General features: G+C 72.6%; 11 protein-coding genes. 6 read left to right on the forward strand and 5 right to left on the reverse strand.

Annotated features, from left to right (window positions below; all coding sequences use genetic code 11):
• Positions 1 to 51: 51 nt before the first annotated feature.
• From Aiant_RS06870 to Aiant_RS06880, 3 genes are all read left to right on the forward strand, one after another.
• Positions 52 to 887, forward strand: a protein-coding gene (locus Aiant_RS06870) for an IS5 family transposase (protein ID WP_425322662.1) whose coding sequence is annotated in 2 segments (ribosomal slippage) — positions 52 to 369 and positions 372 to 887 — 834 coding nt in all. Because the reading frame shifts where the segments join, the coding sequence is not laid out codon by codon here.
• 150 nt (positions 888 to 1,037) lie between these two features.
• Positions 1,038 to 1,949, forward strand: coding sequence for an RpnC/YadD family protein (locus Aiant_RS06875; RefSeq protein WP_212846982.1), 912 nt, complete (start codon positions 1,038 to 1,040; stop codon positions 1,947 to 1,949).
• Positions 1,950 to 2,098: 149 nt separating this feature from the next.
• On the forward strand, positions 2,099 to 2,392 hold the full coding sequence (locus tag Aiant_RS06880) for a hypothetical protein (RefSeq protein WP_212846989.1): 294 nt from the start codon (positions 2,099 to 2,101) through the stop codon (positions 2,390 to 2,392).
• On the opposite strand, the gene Aiant_RS06885 is transcribed toward Aiant_RS06880, so the two are convergent.
• Together Aiant_RS06885 and Aiant_RS06890 are read right to left on the reverse strand one after the other, a co-directional pair.
• Complete coding sequence (locus tag Aiant_RS06885) at positions 2,389 to 7,224, reverse strand: DUF4011 domain-containing protein (RefSeq protein ID WP_189336915.1); 4,836 nt, start codon at positions 7,222 to 7,224, stop codon at positions 2,389 to 2,391. The genes Aiant_RS06880 and Aiant_RS06885 overlap by 4 nt on opposite strands.
• A 65-nt stretch (positions 7,225 to 7,289) precedes the next feature.
• The gene (locus Aiant_RS06890) at positions 7,290 to 9,089 is read right to left on the reverse strand and encodes a polysaccharide biosynthesis protein (protein WP_189336914.1); all 1,800 of its coding nucleotides are present in this window, start codon (positions 9,087 to 9,089) and stop codon (positions 7,290 to 7,292) included.
• A 110-nt stretch (positions 9,090 to 9,199) separates the two neighbouring features.
• Between Aiant_RS06890 and Aiant_RS06895 the strand changes: the two genes are divergently transcribed.
• The 3 genes from Aiant_RS06895 to Aiant_RS06905 are packed head-to-tail and all read left to right on the forward strand — an operon-like array spanning position 9,200 to position 13,065.
• Positions 9,200 to 10,591, forward strand: a complete 1,392-nt coding sequence (locus Aiant_RS06895; RefSeq protein ID WP_189336913.1) for a tyrosine-protein kinase domain-containing protein — start codon at positions 9,200 to 9,202, stop codon at positions 10,589 to 10,591.
• A gap of 3 nt (positions 10,592 to 10,594) precedes the next feature.
• The gene (locus tag Aiant_RS06900; protein WP_189336912.1) at positions 10,595 to 11,878 is read left to right on the forward strand and encodes a lipopolysaccharide biosynthesis protein; all 1,284 of its coding nucleotides are present in this window, start codon (positions 10,595 to 10,597) and stop codon (positions 11,876 to 11,878) included.
• The gene (locus Aiant_RS06905) at positions 11,875 to 13,065 is read left to right on the forward strand and encodes an O-antigen ligase family protein (protein WP_189336911.1); all 1,191 of its coding nucleotides are present in this window, start codon (positions 11,875 to 11,877) and stop codon (positions 13,063 to 13,065) included. Before Aiant_RS06900 ends, Aiant_RS06905 begins: the two co-directional genes overlap by 4 nt.
• Here the strand turns inward: Aiant_RS06905 and Aiant_RS06910 are convergent.
• The 3 genes from Aiant_RS06910 to Aiant_RS06920 are packed head-to-tail and all read right to left on the reverse strand — an operon-like array spanning position 12,984 to position 16,020.
• Positions 12,984 to 14,252: a glycosyltransferase family 4 protein gene (locus Aiant_RS06910; RefSeq protein ID WP_189336910.1), complete on the reverse strand. Its 1,269-nt coding sequence runs from the start codon at positions 14,250 to 14,252 to the stop codon at positions 12,984 to 12,986. The genes Aiant_RS06905 and Aiant_RS06910 overlap by 82 nt on opposite strands.
• A complete protein-coding gene (locus Aiant_RS06915; protein ID WP_229831494.1) occupies positions 14,252 to 14,881 on the reverse strand; it encodes a sugar transferase in 630 nt (209 codons plus the stop codon). Before Aiant_RS06915 ends, Aiant_RS06910 begins: the two co-directional genes overlap by 1 nt.
• On the reverse strand, positions 14,878 to 16,020 hold the full coding sequence (locus Aiant_RS06920; protein ID WP_189336909.1) for a DegT/DnrJ/EryC1/StrS family aminotransferase: 1,143 nt from the start codon (positions 16,018 to 16,020) through the stop codon (positions 14,878 to 14,880). Before Aiant_RS06920 ends, Aiant_RS06915 begins: the two co-directional genes overlap by 4 nt.
• Positions 16,021 to 16,099 lie beyond the last annotated feature (79 nt).

Below are 16,099 nucleotides of genomic sequence, written 5' to 3' on the forward strand. Positions count from 1 at the left end.
ACGTTGGCTCGTTGATGGAACGTGCCGGTTCGTCGATGGATCTCTGATGACATGTGGGCTCGGGTGGAGCCCCATCTGCCGGACCGGTCGCCGCAACGCGGCGGCCGGTGGGCTGATCACCGTGAGGTGATCGAAGCGATCGCGTGGAAGTACCGCACCGGGTCACCGTGGCGCGACCTGCCCGACGAACTGGGATCGTGGAAAGGGGCCTACTCCCGGTTCCGGCGCTGGACCCTAGACGGGACCTGGCAGAACGTGCTGACCGCGGTGCAGGCCGACGCGGACGCGGCAGGCGAACTGGACTGGTTGGTCACGGCAGTCGACTCGACCGTGGTCCGCGCCCATCAGCATGCGGCCGGGCTCAGGCCGGGAAAAGACCACGTCGGCGAGAACCCGCCGACCACGGCCTCGGCCGGTCCCGCGGCGGCTTGACCACCAAGCTTCATCTGGCCGCCGATTCCTGCTGCCGACCGATGAGCCTGGTGGTCACCGCCGGCCAGGCCGGTGATGCACCACAGTTCGAAACGGTCATGAACGCCATCCGCGTGCCCCGCCAAGGATCCGGACGGCCACGACAACGGCCACGGCGGGTTCTCGGGGATAAGGCGTACTCGTCGAGGGCGATCCGTTCCTGGCTGCGCCGCCGCGGCATCCGCGCAACCATTCCACAGCCGCGTGACCAGCAAGAACATCGTCTGCGGCGAGGCAGTCACGGCGGCCGTCCACCTGCTTTCGACCCCGTCGCCTACCGACAGCGCAACATCGCCGAACGCTGCATCAACCGACTCAAACAATGGCGCGGCCTGGCCATGCGTACCGACAAACTAGCCGTCCACTACCAGGCCGCACTCACCCTCGCAGGGATCCTGCTCTGGGCCAAACCATGATCCGAGAGACGCTTCCTAGCTGACCGGTGCCGAAACGCGGGTTGATCAGAGTCCCTGATCAACCCGCGTTCCTTTTGTGCGGGCAAAGACGCGCCTCGTACCCCTTACGGCCCCTTGTCGCTAGTCACCTGCTCCGCGTACAGTTGTCGCATGCCACCTACCACCGCCGGAAGCGGGCGGAAAACGGGGAAGAGGTCCGGCACCTCACGGGTACCACGACCACGCGAAGCCATCCGGGACTACGACGGCCTGTTCAAGGCCTTGCTGGAAGCCAATCCGAAAGACACATTGCGCCTGCTGTGCGGCGTCGAGGTCGACGAGGCGGTCGTGATCGTCGACGGCCCAACCGAAATAAACCGCAAACGCAGCATGCACATGGACAAGGTGTTCGCCGCTCTGGCAACGGACGGCATCGTCGACATTCACCACATCGAGGTCCAGGTCCAGCGCACCGCCGACTTCCAGGTCCGGATGGTCGGCTACTGGGTCGGGCTGGCCGACAAGTACGACGAGTCGAAACACCGGATCCACCAGACCGTGATCTGGCCCGACGGTGGCGGCTACCCAGGCTCATTCCAGCGCGATTGCCTGAGCCTGGACTACCGGGTGGTCAACGTCCCGGAGGACCTCGACCCGGAGGAAGTGCTGCGGACCCCGCTGGCCCCGCTCGCCCTGTGGTCGACCAGGCGCCCGCCCGACGTCGTCGAGCGGGTGGCCGACCGGATCGCCGCGCAGACCGACCCGGAGCAACGCCTGGTCCAGACCGAGATGAGCCTGCTCGCAGCAGAGGACATCGCCCGTCAAATCGTCACAGCACTGAGGAGTAGAGGCATGCGATTCAACCTGGCGGAAACCGAGGTCGGCCGCGAGATCGCCGAGGAAAACCTGAACCTCGGCCGCGAAGAGGGGCTGGTCCGTTCGATGACACTTTTCCTGCAGAGCCGCTTCGGTGAGTTCGCCGGCCTGGAGGACCTGGCGCGCAAACTCGTGGCCGACGACCACGCAGCCAACGTGGCACGGATCATGAGCGGCGCCTCGCTGAACGAACTGCGGAAGTCCTAGACATCGAAAGGATGGTCAGTGGGATGTCGGCACCTGTGCGGGCCGCCGCGTTGCCCGACCCGGAGCAACGCCTGGTCCGGATCAAGTTCAGACTGCGAGCCACAGAGGACGTCACAGCTCAGATTGTCGCGGCATTGAGGAGTAGAGGCATGCTATTCAACCTCACGGAAACCGAGGTCGGCCGCGAGATCGCCGAGGAGAACCTCAACCTCGGCCGCGAGGAGGGCCGCGAGGAGGGCTACGAGGAGGACTACGAGGAGGGCTACGAGGAGGGCTGCGAGGAGGGGTTGGTCGGCTCGATGACACTCTTCCTGCAGACTCGTTTCGGTGAGTTCGCCGGCCTGGAGGATCTGGCGCGGAAACTCGTGGCGGACGACCACGCGGCCAACGTGGCACGGGTCCTGAGCGGCGCCTCGCTGGAGGAACTGCGGAATCCTGACTAGTGGCGGGCGGTGCGGGCGGCACGCAGCACGCGGGGACGGGCGTTGGGGGCGCGGTCGGCGGCAGGCGCCTCCACCGCGCCGGACCGCCCCGGCCGCGCCGCCGCGGCCCGTTCGAGCGCGGCCCGCAGCCGGGCCTCCTCCCCCGCCCGGTCGCGATACCAGGCGAGCGCCCACGCCCGGTGCAACCGCCAGCCCAGCTCGGTCAGCACCTGATCGGTGAGCCGGTCCCGGTCCCGGGCCGCCGGGCAGTCCCGGTATCCCGGCCCGTCGCCCCGGATCCCGAGCAGGTAGTCGCCGGCCGGGTCGTCCGGGTGCCGGATCGCGATGTCCACCCGGCCGCCGCCCGTGCCGAGGCCGGTTCGTGCCGGATAGCCCCACGACCGGACCGTCTCGAGCACCGACTCGACGAACTCGCCGACCCCGTCGGCCAGGTCCGACCGGGTGTCGCCGACGCCGTGTTCCACGTAGTCGAGGTACGCGGCGAGCTGGCGGACCCCCTCGTTCTCCGACTCCGGCACGTCCCGGGACAGGATCGAGGTGACCAGCTCCACGCGGTGCCGGGCGCGGGTGATCGCCACGTTCAGCCGGCGCCAGCCGTTCGGCCGGTTCAGCGCCCCGAAGTTCGCGCTGATCTTGCCGGCTTCGTCGTAGCCGTAGCCGATCGAGAAGATCATCACGTCCCGCTCGTCGCCCTGCACCGACTCGAGGCTCTTCACGAAGAAGCCGTGCAGCCGGTCGTCGGCGACCGCGCGCTCGAGCGCCGGATGCCCGGCCGCGATCGACTCCAGGGCCCGCTCGATCGCCTCGGCCTGGGCCACCGAGAAGGTGACCACGCCCAGGGAACGGTTCGGGCGGGTGGTGAAGTGGTGCACGATCCGCTCGGCCACCCGCTCCGCCTCGACCGGGTTGTCCCGGCTCGTGGCCCGCCGGTACACGCCGGCCACCGGGAACAGCTCGACCCCGGTGTCCGCGCCGCCGCTGCCCGGCGCCGGGAAGGTGCTCAGCCGGCCCTGGTAGAACGCGTCGTTGGCGAACGCCACCAGGGCCTGGTTACGGCTGCGGTAGTGCCAGGTCAGGCCCATCCCGGGGAACGCGCCGCAGGCCTTGGCCAGCTCCAGCACCGACTGGTAGTCGAGCACCTCGGTGTCCGGCACGGTGGTGAACGCCCGGTCGAAGAACGAGGTCGGCGGCAGCTGGCGGTCGTCGCCCGCGGTGATCAGGGAGCGGCCGCGGTAGACGCAGTTGACCGCGTCGGCCGGGGTGATCTGGGACGCCTCGTCGAAGATCACCACGTCGAACCCGATGTCCGGGGGCAGCGACTGGCTCACGGTCAGCGGCGAGGCCAGTACGCAGGGACGCAGGGCGAGGACGACGTCGCGGGCGCGGGCGATCAGATCGCGTACCGGAGATTGGCGGTCGGCCTTCATCGCCTCGCGCCGCAACAGGTTCGCGCCGGCGCTGTCGGCCGCCGGCCGGCGCGCCTCCACGGCCGCGACGATCTCGCGGGCCGCGACCGCCGCGAGTTTCTCGTCGGCCTGCCGGAACTCGGCGAGCAGGCGATCCCGGTCCTCGGCCCGCCAGGGCAGCAATCGGTCGTCGGCCCGGACCACCGCGTCCACCCAGCCGTGCAACAGCGCCCGCTCCAGTGCCGCGGGCACGTCGGCGCTGTCCAGGTGCTGGTCGGCGCAGAACTCGACGGCCGCGTCCAGCCCGTGGAAGGTGAGCACGTCCCGGGCGTCCAGGCAGGCGAACCACTCCTCCTGCCCGCTGCTGTCGTCCCGGATGTCGCGCAGGAAGGCGGCCGCCCGCTGATAGTCGGCGAAGCGGTCACGCAGGTCGCTCTGCCGGGCCGGCCCGAAGCCGGCGAGCACCGCCTGGCTCGCCTCGGCCCACTCCCGGGCCCGCTCGGCCAGCCCGGTGATCGGCCGCAGGTCCCGCAGCGCGGCGACCTGCTCCTCGGTGAGCGGCCCGCCGGCGAACCCGCGGGCGGTCGCGGCCCAGTCGACGGCGGCGGCGAGCGCGGCCGGGTCGGCCTCGGTCAGGTCCGTGGACCCGTCGCGGAGCGCGGCCTCGGCCTGGGCGGCCGCCGCGCGCAGCTCCGCCAGCCGCACCGCCTCGGCATAGTCGAGTGTCCGCCCGGTCGCGGCGTCGAACGCGCGCACCGTCTCGGCGACCGCGCGCAGCGCCGTGACGTGCGCCTGCAACCATGCGATCGCGTCGTCGATCGGGCCGGACACCAGCTCCGGCCGGGCCGCCGGGTAGGGCGCCGGGCGCAGCGTGGCCTGCCAGCGCAGCAGCGCCTCGCGGGCCTCGGTGAGCACGTGGATCGGCTCCGGGTCGGGCGCCGGCGCGCAGACGTAGGCGAGCACCGCGTCCAGCCCGGACTGCGGGGCCGAGGCGAGCGCCGCGGTGGCCACCGCGATCGCCTCCTCCAGGGCGGTGAAGTCGGTGGCCCGGCCCTGCCAGTAGCGGCCCAGTGCGGTGGCGTACCGGTGCTCGGCCGCCGCCAGCTCCTGGAGCGCCCGTTTCCAGGCGACCGCGGTGCCGAGGCGGTCGATCGCGTCGCCGAGATGCGCGGTCGGCAGCACGAACCCGGCCACCTGCCGCTTGTCCCGCCGGTACGCCGCCCGCAGCTTCCCGAACCCCCGGTGCACCGTGGCGAACCGCTCGGCCAGCTCCTCGACGGGCTGGGTCAGCAGCGCCTCGGAGAAGTACGGCCGGGCTTGGATCTCGGCCGCGACCAGCCCCTCCAGGGCCCGGCGCAGCGCGCTCGCGCCGGCCTGCACGCCGGCCAGGGCGCCCGGCGAGAACCAGAACCGCTCCGGCTTGTGGGGACGGGCGCCCAGCTCGGCGACCGCGGCCACCCGGGAGATGTCCCGGATCGTGTGCGCCTGCGGCAGGCCGAGTTTGGTGGTGACCCGGTTGACCGCGCGGCGGTGCCGGTCCAACTCCTCGGCGGCCCGGGTGAACGAGCGGGCCAGCTCGTCGGCCTCGGCCGCGGTCAGCGTCTCCAGCGGGACGGGCGCGGTGAGCCCCTCCAGCGACGGCGGCATCGGCAGGTCGGCGGCGGACGGCAGGGCGGTCCACGGCACTCCGGCGCGCTGCTGCACCGCCTCGGCCGCGGCGGCCGCGGCGGCCAGTTCCTCGCCGCGCCGGTCGGCGGCCTTGCGGACCGGGTCGAGGTCGGTGGCGGTCAGCCAGGCGTCCGGAACCCGGTCCGGGCGCCGGCCGGCGTGCTCGGCGAGCCGGGCCAGCGTCTCCGCGTCCGCGGGCCGGACCAGGCCGAACGCCCGGGCGGCCCGGTCGGCGATCCGGGCCGAGCGGGCCAGCGCGGCGAGCGCCTTCTCGGCCCGGCTCAGCGCCGGGTCGAGCGGCTCCCGGGTGATCACGTCCCGCCAGAGCAGGCCGTCGCCGTCCACCATGGCCCGCCAGGACCGGGCGAGCTGGTCGGTGGCCTCGCGGACCCGGTGCATCACGTCCGGGGTGAGCGCGCCCGGGGTGATCGCCGGGACCGGGGCGGCCGGGGCCTCGGTCAGCCCGGCGCACCGGCCGATGATCTCGTGCAGGCTGGCGCCCAGCGGGTGGCGGGTCTCGTTCATGGCGTACGCGAAATGGGTCAACCGCTCGCGGCGCTCGCGCAGCGCGCCGCGGTCGACGGCCGGTCCCTCGCCGGGCACCTCGGGCGCCTCGTCGACCGCCGCGGCCAGCAGCGTCGCCACCTCGCGGCGACCGGCCTGCTGCCCGTGCAGTTCCAGGATGTAGCGGTGCAGCCCGGCCTCGGCCAGCCGGTTGCGGACCACGTCGAGCGCGGCCACCTTCTCCGAGACGAACAGCACCCGTTTCCCGGCGTGCAGCAGGGCGCCGATCATGTTGGCCACGGTCTGCGACTTGCCGGTCCCGGGCGGGCCGTCCATCACGAAGCTGTGCCCGGCCAGGGCGGCGGCCACGCAGGCCCGCTGCGACGAGTCGGCGTCCAGCACCAGCGGCACGTCCTCGGGCGGGGCGAGCCGGTCCACCTCCTCCGGCCGGATCGGGGTGAACCGGAACTGGTCGGTCTGCCGCCGGGGGTCGGTGGTGGCCAGCGCCCGGATCACCGGGTGGGCCAGGATGCGCTCCTCGTTCTCCTGGAGGTCGCGGTAGATCGCCTCCTTGTGGAAGGTGAGGCAGGTGAGGATGACGGTCCGCTCGATGTGCCAGCCGTGCCGGCGGGCCACCGTGTCGGTGAAGTCCGACCAGAACTTCGACACGTTCAGCTCGGCGCCGGGCTCCAGGGCCGGGACGACGATGCCGGCCCGGCGCAGCCGCAGCGCCAGCGCCGGGTTCACCACCGGCTCCTCGTCGCGCAGCCGCAGCTCGGGGTGTTCGCCGAGCTCGCCGGTGACCAGCTCGGCCGGGAGCAGCAGCAACGGGCTGGCGTAACCGGCCGGCTCGGTGGCGGACTCGTCCTCCTCGCCGAGCGGCCGCCAGTGCAGCAGGCCGAGGGCGAGGTGCAGCACCGAGACACCGCGGTCCAGGTATTCCTGCTGGTCGCGGCGGAGCATCCGGCGCAGCACCGGGCCGAGCGAGCGCTCCGGCAGCTCGGTGCGGAAGGCCGGTTCGGCGCCGCCCGGGCCGGTCAGCGCGCGGGTCGCGCCGCGGGTCAGGGTGGCGACCACCTGGTCCGGCTCGGGTGCGGTGATCTCCACCAGGTCGGCGTTGCCGGCCGTGAAGTTGATCAGGCGGTTGTTGTCCCCGAGATCGATCAGGCTTTCCCGCCAGGCCCGCAGCGCCGCGTGCACGCCGGCCCGGGCCGGCCTCGGCTCGGGCCGGTCGTCGTCACTCCGGCGTTCCATGCCCCGATTGCAGCAGTGCGAATGCCTTTCGCGCTGGAGAATGGCATTCTTCACCTTTGTCGGTTTCAGACCGCCTCGTCGAAAGCGGGACGCAGGGCCGGCAGCGAGCACTCCTCGGCGAGCCGGGCGATCACCACCGCGGTGTCCGCGTCGGCGGCCGGGATCCGCAGCTGCGCCGGATCCAGCGGCGGCACCTCGACGTGCGAGATCAGCGGATGGATCGGCCGGCGGTCCGTCTCCCCGGCCCCGAACAGCGTCTCGGCGAGCTTCTCCCCCGGCCGCAGCCCGGTGTACTCGATGGCGATCGGCCTCCGGGCCAGCGCGACCATCTGCCGTGCCACCTCGGCGATCCGCACCGGCTCGCCCATGTCGAGCACCAGCGCCTCGCCGTCCTGCCCGATCGCGGCGGCCTGGATCACCAGGTGCACCGCCTCCTGGGTGGTCATGAAGTACCGGGTGACGTCCGGGTGGGTGACCGTGACCGGCCCGCCCTCGGCGATCTGCGTGCTGAACGTGGTGAACACCGACCCCCGGCTGCCCAGCACGTTGCCGAACCGGACACTGAGGAACGTCCCCCGGCGGCGGCGCGCGGTCCACGCGGTGAGCCGCTCGGTGATCCGTTTCGAGTAGCCGAGCACGCTGGTCGGGTCGGCCGCCTTGTCGGTGGAGATGTTGACGAACCGTTCCACCGACTCGGCCGCCTCCAGCACGTTCAGGGTGCCCAGCACATTGGTCTTGACCGCCTCGGCCGGGTGCCGTTGCAGCAGCGCGAGGTGCTTGAGGGCGGCGGCGTGGAAGACGACCTGCGGCCGGCGGGTCCGGAAGATCTCCCGGATCCGGCCGGCGTCGCGCAGGTCGGCGAGGATCACCGCGGGGTCGTCCAGCCGGGCCTGCGGGTCGATGGAGAGCTGCACGGCCAGCAGCGAGGTCTCGTCGCGGTCCAGCATCATCAGCTCGGCCGGCTGGAAGTAGTGGACCTGGCGGCAGATCTCCGAGCCGATCGAGCCGCCCGCGCCGGTGACCAGCACCCGCTTACCGGTCAGGTAGCCGCCGATGGTGGTCAGGTCGGTGTCGATCTGGTGGCGGCCGAGCAGGTCGGTGACCTGCACCTCGCGGATGTCGCCGACGCCGACCTCGTTCTCCATCAGCTCGCTGACCGAGGGCACCACCTTGAACGCGGCGCCGGCCGCCAGGGTGCGGTCGCGGATCTCCCGGACCAGCGCGGCGTTCGAGTTGGCGACCGCGAAGATCAGCAGTTCGGCACCGGTGCGGGCGAGCACGGCGGGGATGTCGTCGCGGCGGCCGAGCACCGGCACGCCGAGGATCCGCAGCCGGCTCTTGGCCGGGTCGTCGTCGATCAGCGCGACCGGCAGGTAGCGGCCCTTCGGGTCGTGCAGCATCGAGGCGACCAGGTTGGCGCCGGCCGAACCGGCCCCGAACAGGATCACCGGGGCGGCGGTGCGGACGTCCGGGCGCAGCCGGCGCGACAGCTGGGCCCGCCGGACGTAGCGGACGCCGAGCATCAGGGTCAGGGCGGCCGCGCCGGCCAGGGCGGGCAGGCCGAGCGGGACCGGGTGGGGCGACAGCAGCGCGACGGCCGCGGTCAGCGTGAAGGTCGCCATGGCGGTGGTGGTGGCCACCGCGCGCAGCTCGTCGAAGCTGGCGAACCGGTAGCGGCCCCGGTACAGCTGCCGGGTGTGCCCGATCGCGGCTTGCAGGGTGACGGCCAGGGCCACCGCGACCAGGGTGCCGGCCACGGCTCGGCGGCCGGGGGCGAAGTCGTACCGGGCGAGGACCGCAGCGAGCAGGCCGGCTCCCCATGCGGCGCCGTCCACGAGCAGCGGAAGCAGGCGTGCGCCCCTCATGCGGGCAGAGTAGCAGTGCAAATCAGTATTAAAACGGAATTGTTCGATACCGGTGAAGTGCACCCGACATCGCCATATCGTGGCCTATAGCCGGGAAACGGGAGGTCGGGGTGGGCCTACGCGATTACTTCCGGGTCGCCCGCAGGCACTGGTTGTTGATGCTGATCTCGGTGGTCATCGCGCTGGGCGTGGCGCTGGTGGTCAACCTGAACACCACCCCGGTGTACGCGGCCCGGGTCACCTTCGTCTTCTCCACCCCGGTCGTCGGCGCCACCGACCTCTACCCGGCCAGCCTGTTCAACACCAGCCGACTCACCACGTACGCGAAGTTGCTGACCAGCGACGAGGTGGCCACCCCGCTGGCCGGCACGCCGGGCGTGAACCTCGACGTACAGCAGGTCCGGGACGCGATCTCGTCGGAGAACGTCCCCGACACGGTGATGATGGTGGTCAGCGTGGAGGACCCCGACCCCAACCGCGCGTTGCTGCTGCTCACCCGGCTGACCAAACGCTTCCAGAACGCGGTCGAGAACCTGGAGCGCCCGTCGCCGGCCAAACCGTCGACGGTGAAGGTCACCGTCGTCTCCGGGCCGGCTCTGGAAGAGGATCCGGTCGCGCCGAACGCGCTCAACAACTTCGCGCTCAGCACGGTCGTCGGGCTGGTGATCGGGGCCGCCGGGGCGGTGGGCCGGGAGGTGGCCGACAACACGGTGCGCAACGCCGAGGCGCTGGGCGTCCTGGCGTCCGCCCCGGTGCTGGCCGCCGTGCCGATCGACGAGGGCAGCCCGTTCGTCTCGCCGAGCGCGTCACCCCGCACCGAGGCGCTGCGCGAGGTGCGCACCCAGGTGCAGTGCGCGGCCGCCGCGAACTCGGTGAAGACCCTCGCGGTGACCAGCGCGGTTCCCGGCGAGGGCCGGTCGGCCACCGCCTGCGGGCTGGCCCTGCTCTTCGCCGAGGCCGGGCAGCGGGTGCTGATCGTCGACGCCGAGCTGCGCCAGCCACGGCTGGCCGCCCTGCTCGGGCGGGAGGGCTCGGCCGGGCTGAGCACGGTGCTGGACGGCACCGCGGCGCTGGAGCAGGTGCTCCAGCCGTGGGGGGCCGGGTTGTGGCTGCTGGCCAGTGGGCGTACGCCGCCGAACCCCAGTGAGTTGCTCAGTTCGCCGCGGATGACCGAGCTGGTCGACGACGTACGGAAAAGGTTTGATGTGGTGATCTTCGATTGCCCGCCGATGCTGCCGGTCACCGACGCCGCGGTGGTCGCCGCCCGGGCGGACGGCACGCTGCTCGTGGTGCGGGCTCGGCGCACCACGTCGGCGCAGGTCACCGCCGCGGTCCGGGCGCTGCACGCGGTGAACGCCACGCTGCTCGGGTGCGTGCTGAACATGGTGGCGCGCACCGGCCCGGACGCGGTGCCCCGGTACGACACCTACTTCCCGCCCGCCGCGGACCGCCGGGACCGCTGGTGGCGGATGTCCCACGAGCTCTTGGGTGTCTCCGCGTGAACCATGCGCACCGGTAAGAGTCTCCGGTCGCTGCTGCGCAGCGTCCCCGCCGCCGTGCGCCGCGACTACGCCGCCAGCCTGCTCGTCCAGTGGTTCGTCCTGGGCACCGGGCTGTACCTGTTCCACCTGGTCGCGCGGCGGGGCAGCGTCGGCGGCTTCGCCTACTACCAGATCGCCCGGGGCACGGTGAGCACGCTTCAGCCGGTGCTGATGCTCGGGCTCGGGCTCGGCTTGCAGCGCTACCTGCCGCACACCGAGCACACCACCCGCCGCCTCGCCCGTCGCGCGTTCTACGTCGAGGCCGGCCTGGTCGTCGTGGTCGGACTGGCCGCGGTGGCCGCCGGGGACTGGATCGCCGCGCTGCTCGGGCTGCCGGGCGGGCGGTCCGCGGTGACCGCCGTGGTGACCGTGCTGGGCGGCACCTGCCTGTGCACGGTCGCGCTCGCCGCCCTGCGCGGCAACCACCAGGTGATCGACGCGTACCTGACCTTCGGGTTGGGTCTGGGTCTGATGCCGCTGGTCGCGTTCGTCGCCGCGGACCGGATCGAGGACTTCCTGATCATCCAGGGCCTCGGCGCGGCGGCGATCGGGCTGTGGGGGACCCTGGTCGTGCGCCGGCCGGGCGTGCCCCAGGGCGACGGCTTCTTGGAACCGACGATCAAGACCCTGGTTGCGTACGGCATCCGCCGCATGCCCGGCGAACTGGCATTACCCACGCTCTTCACCTTCCCGACGTTCGCCATGGCGGTGATGCTGCCCGGCGGCCCGCAAGCGGGGTACGTCGGCTTCACCACCTCGGCGGTCACCCTGATCTGCTCGCTGTTCGCGATGCTCACCCCGGTGCTGCTGCCCCGGCTCAGCCGGCTGTTCCACCGCACCGGCGCGGACGCGGGCGTGCGGCGGCTGCTCACCGCACTCCCGGTGGTCGCCGGTGTGCTCGCCGCCGGCCCCACCCTGGTGATCTTCCTGGGCGCGCCGGTGCTGGTGCGCGAGTTCCTCGGCGCGGAGTTCGCCGGGGCGGTCCCGGTGCTGCGGCTCGGTGTGCTCGCCGCGATCCCGCTCGCCATGTTCTACGCGGCCCGGCCGGCGCTGGAGACGCTGCTCGAGGCGACGTTCCTGAGCCGGCTGCTGCTCGCCTGCCTCACCCTGGAGGTGGTGGCCACCTGGATCGCCACCGTGTTCGTCGCGCCCCCGCACGCGGCGCTGCTGGGCCTGATCGCGGCCGCGACGGCGCTCGGCTGCGACGCGGTCGGCCTGACCACCCGCGCCCTGCGAGCGAACAGGTGAACAGTGAGCCCGGGCGGCCCGGGCTGGTCGTCGTGATCGCCTTCATCGTGACCCTCGCCGGACGGTTCACCCTGTCCCGGACCGGCCTGGACCTGCCGATCGTCAACGACGTCCGGGTGCCGCTCTTCTTCGTGCTGCTGCTCAGCCTCATCCTGGAGGCGCACCGGATGGGCCCGCACCCGGTCACCGGCGTCACCGCGCTGTTCGGCATCCTCGCCCTGCTCCTTTATCAGGGCTTCTCCGCCCTGTGGGTGCCACCGGGCACGCCCACCGGCCCGGTGGTCGGCGACCTGTGCGCCGTCGCCGGGCTGCTGATCGTCTATTTCACCCTGGCCAACTGGGACCGGGACCGGGTCACCGCGACCACGCTGGTGCTGTTCCACATCGCGGCCTGGGTCTACTTCCTGGCCGCCGCGACCGGCCGGGGCCACGCCGCCGGCGGCCGGTGGGCGGCGCTCGGCGGCGGCCCGAACGTCTTCGTCCGCCTGATGATCCTCGGCGTGATCACCTCGATCTACCTCTACCTGCGCAGCGGCGAACGGCTGATCTGGCTGATCCCGATCCCGGTGTTCCTGTTCGGCGCGATCGCCTCCGGCTCCCGGGGCGGCATCGTCGCGCTCGGCCTGACGATCGTGATCGCGCTGCTGGCCATCCGGCCCAAGCTCGACTTCGACCGGCTGGCCAAACCGCTCGGCCTGCTCCTGGTCGTCGGCGCGGTGCTGGTGATCACCGCGGGGCCGTCGATCGCCGGGTTCGTCCAGTCCCGGTTCGTCGAGGCCACCATCGGCGAGGGCTACGCGTCGCAGCGTGACGTGCTGTTCCGGATGGCGCTGCGGATCTTCCTGCAACGGCCGATCCTGGGCACCGGGGTGAGCGGGTTCTACACGGTCACCGACCTCGGCCCCGGCGAGAAGTACGTGCACAACCTGCCGCTGTCGATCGCGGCGGAGGGTGGCTCGGCCGGCCTGGCGCTGCTGCTGGTGGCGTGGATCGGGCTGTGGCAGGCGTACGTCGCCGTGCCGGCGCGGGAACGCAGCCTGGAGTCCCGGACGGCCGCCTACTGCGGCATCTTCATCGGCGGCACCAGCCTGTTCTCCGGCGACTACTACGACGCCCGGTTGATGTGGATCCTGCTGCTGCTGGCCGCGGTCCGGCCGGCCCCCGAGCACGTGCCGCTCTCGCGGTAGGCCTCGGTCAGCACCCGCTCGAAGTCCTGGAACACCCGATCGCGGTCGAAGCGCTCGCGGGCGAGCCGGGCCGCCGCCGCCCGCGCGGCCTCGCAGGCCGGCCGGTCGCGCAGGAAGGCCGCGGTGGCCGCGGCCGCGCCCACCGGGTCGCCGGGCGGCAGCACCAGGCCTGCGCCGCTCTCGGTGATCAGGTCGGCGAGCCAGCCGCCGTGGTTCACGGCGACCGGCCGTCCCGCGGCGAAGCCGTCGAAGACCTTGTTGGCCGAGTTGTTGGCCAGCTCGGGCACGTCGACGGTGACCGACACCGACAGGTCGCAGGCGCCGAAGTAGGCCACCACCTCGCTCTTGGGGACCGGTCCGAGCAGGAACAGACTCCGGTCCAGCACGCCCAGCTCGGCGGCGAGGCGCCGCACGTCGTCCCGCATCCGGCCGTCGCCGATGATCACCACCCGCACGTCCGGGTCGGTCTCGGCCAGCCGGGCGGCCATCCGGACCAGGTAGTCCACGCCGTTGACCAGGCCGAGGGTGCCGGCGTACAGCACCAGGGGGCGGTCGCCGAGCCACGGCGTGGTCCGGCGCAGCGCCTCGCCCGCCCGGTCCGCGCCGGCGAACAGGTCGCGGTCGCAGCTGTTCGGCACGACGGTGACCGGGATGCCCGCAAACCGGCGCCGGATGCTGTCGGCCATCCCCGGGGAGAGCGCGATGACCCGGGCCGCCCGGTGGTACGCCCACGCCTCCAGCCGCCGCGCCGCCCAGCGACTGGCCGGCGAGCGCAGCGCACCCATCGCGATCGGCAGCTCCGGCCAGACGTCCCGGACCTCCAGCACCATCGGCACGCGCCGGCGCCGCGCGGCCCAGGCGCCGGGGATCGCCACCGTCAGCGGGGTGCTGGTCGCGAAGACCAGGTCGTGCGGCAGCCGCCCGGACACCAGCGCCGACCGGACGACGAAGCCCAGGAACGCCCCGATCCGGCGCCGGTAACTCATCGCGTTGCGGTACGGCACCGGCAGCCAGTGCACCACGATCCCGGCCTCGGTGCTGATCCCGGCCGGGTGGCCGTCCGGCGCGCCGGTGATCATGTGGACCTCGTGACCGCGCTCGACCAGGCGCCGGGCGAACTCGTAGGACCGCGTCCCGCCGGCCATCCCGGGCGTTTTGAAGTACTGGTGGATATAGGTGATCCGCACTAGGAGCCCGCCCGCGGTGACCCGGTGAACTGCGGCATCGTCGAGTCGCCCGGTGCGGTGATGCCGTGCCGGCGCAGCAGGATCAGCACGGTCCGCACCAGGATCCGCGCGTGCAGCGCGAGCGAGCGGTGGTCGACGTACCAGACGTCGAGCGCCAGCCGTTCCTCCCAGTCCACCGCGTTGCGCCCGCTCACCTGCGCGAGACCGGTGACGCCGGGCCGGACCAGATGACGGCGGGCCTGCTCCGGGGTGTACAGGTCGAGGTAGTGCATGAGCAGCGGTCGCGGCCCGATCAGGCTCATCTCGCCCCGCAGCACGTTCCACATGGTCGGCAGCTCGTCCAGGCTGCTGGCCCGCAGGGCCCGGCCCAGCGGGGTGAGCCGGTCGGCGTCGGTGACCAGGCCGCTCCGCTCGTCGACGTCCCGCATGGTGCGGAACTTGACCAGCGTGAACGGCTTGCCGTGCAGCCCCGGGCGCGGCTGGCGGAACAGGACCGGCCGGCCGATCCGGGTCGCGACCAGCACCGCGACGGCGCCCATCACCGGGGCGGAGACGACCAGGACGGTGCCGGCCACGCCGATGTCGAGGGCGCGCTGCACGAGGTCGGTGACCCTTGTCGAGCGCCTCACCGGTGACCGTCCAGGAACTCGGTGATCTCGTCGAGGACCCGCCGCACCTGCTCCGGGGTGAGCGCGGAGCCGCTGGGCAGGGCCAGGCCGGTCCGGAACAGGCGTTCGGCGGCGCCGCTCAGGGCGGCCCGGGCGCCGGCGAAAAGCGGCTGGAGATGCATCGGCTTGAAGAGCGGGCGGGTCTCCACGTTCCGCTCCGCCAGGTGCGCGGCCAGTTCGGCGGCCGACCAGCCGGCCCGGTCCGGATCGACCACGACGCAGGTGAGCCAGCAGTTCGCGGCCGGGTCCGCGTCGCCCAGCAGGCTCACGCCGTCGAGGTGGGCGAAGACCTTCGCGTACGCGTCGTGCACCGCCCGCCGTCGCTCGATCATCTCGTCCAGCCGGCACAGCTGCGCCCGGCCGAGCGCCGCCAACAGGTTGCTCAGCCGGTAGTTGTAGCCGACCTCGGCGTGCTCGTAGTGCTCGGCCGGCAGCCGCGCCTGACCGGCCAGGTGCCGCGCCCGCCCGGCCAGCTCGCCGTCGGCGGTGAGCAGCATGCCACCACCGGACGACGTGATGATCTTGTTGCCGTTGAAGGACAGCGCCGCCGCCCGGCCGAACGAGCCGGCCGCCCTGCCCCGGTGGGTGGCGCCGAGCGCCTCGGCGGCGTCCTCGATCACCGGGATGCCGTAGCCGGCGCAGAGCGGGAGGATCCGCTCGTAGTCGGCGCAGCTGCCGTACAGGTCGACGGTCAGCACCGCGCGCACCGGCGCGCCCTCCGCGCTTAGCTCGGCGAGCAGGGCGGCCAGCAGGTCGGGGTCGAGGTTGCCGGTGACCGGGTCACAGTCGGCGAAAACCGGGGTGGCGCCGGTGTAGACGACCACGTTCGCGGTCGCCACGAAGGTGAGGGTGGGCACCACGACGACGTCGCCCGGGCCGATGCCGAGCCCGAGCAGGGCCAGGTGCAGGGCTGCGGTGCCCGAGGTGACGCCGACCGCGTGCGGCACGCCGGCCCGGTCGGCGATCTCCCGCTCGAACCGGTCGAGGTCCGGACCGACCGGGGCGATCCAGCCCGACTGGAGGGCGGCCAGCACATACTCCTGCTCCAGGCGGCCGACATCGGGCCCGGACAGCAGAACGGTCTGACTGTTGGCGATCATCCCCCACCACCCATGCTTGCGCGTTGCCGCGGGCCGAACCGCGTTGGGGGATGAGCCTCATGCTAACCGGCGGAACTCC

The organism is Actinoplanes ianthinogenes, assembly GCF_018324205.1.
Classification (GTDB): Bacteria; Actinomycetota; Actinomycetes; order Mycobacteriales; family Micromonosporaceae; genus Actinoplanes; species Actinoplanes ianthinogenes.

Coding starts and splice junctions, on each gene's coding strand:
- Aiant_RS06890 (WP_189336914.1), bottom strand. CDS start 9,089: ATGAGGGGCGCACGCCTGCTTCCGCTGCTCGTGGACGGCGCCGCATGG.
- Aiant_RS06885 (WP_189336915.1), bottom strand. CDS start 7,224: ATGGAACGCCGGAGTGACGACGACCGGCCCGAGCCGAGGCCGGCCCGG.
- Aiant_RS06900 (WP_189336912.1), top strand. CDS start 10,595: ATGCGCACCGGTAAGAGTCTCCGGTCGCTGCTGCGCAGCGTCCCCGCC.
- Aiant_RS06880 (WP_212846989.1), top strand. CDS start 2,099: ATGCTATTCAACCTCACGGAAACCGAGGTCGGCCGCGAGATCGCCGAG.
- Aiant_RS06875 (WP_212846982.1), top strand. CDS start 1,038: ATGCCACCTACCACCGCCGGAAGCGGGCGGAAAACGGGGAAGAGGTCC.
- Aiant_RS06920 (WP_189336909.1), bottom strand. CDS start 16,020: ATGATCGCCAACAGTCAGACCGTTCTGCTGTCCGGGCCCGATGTCGGC.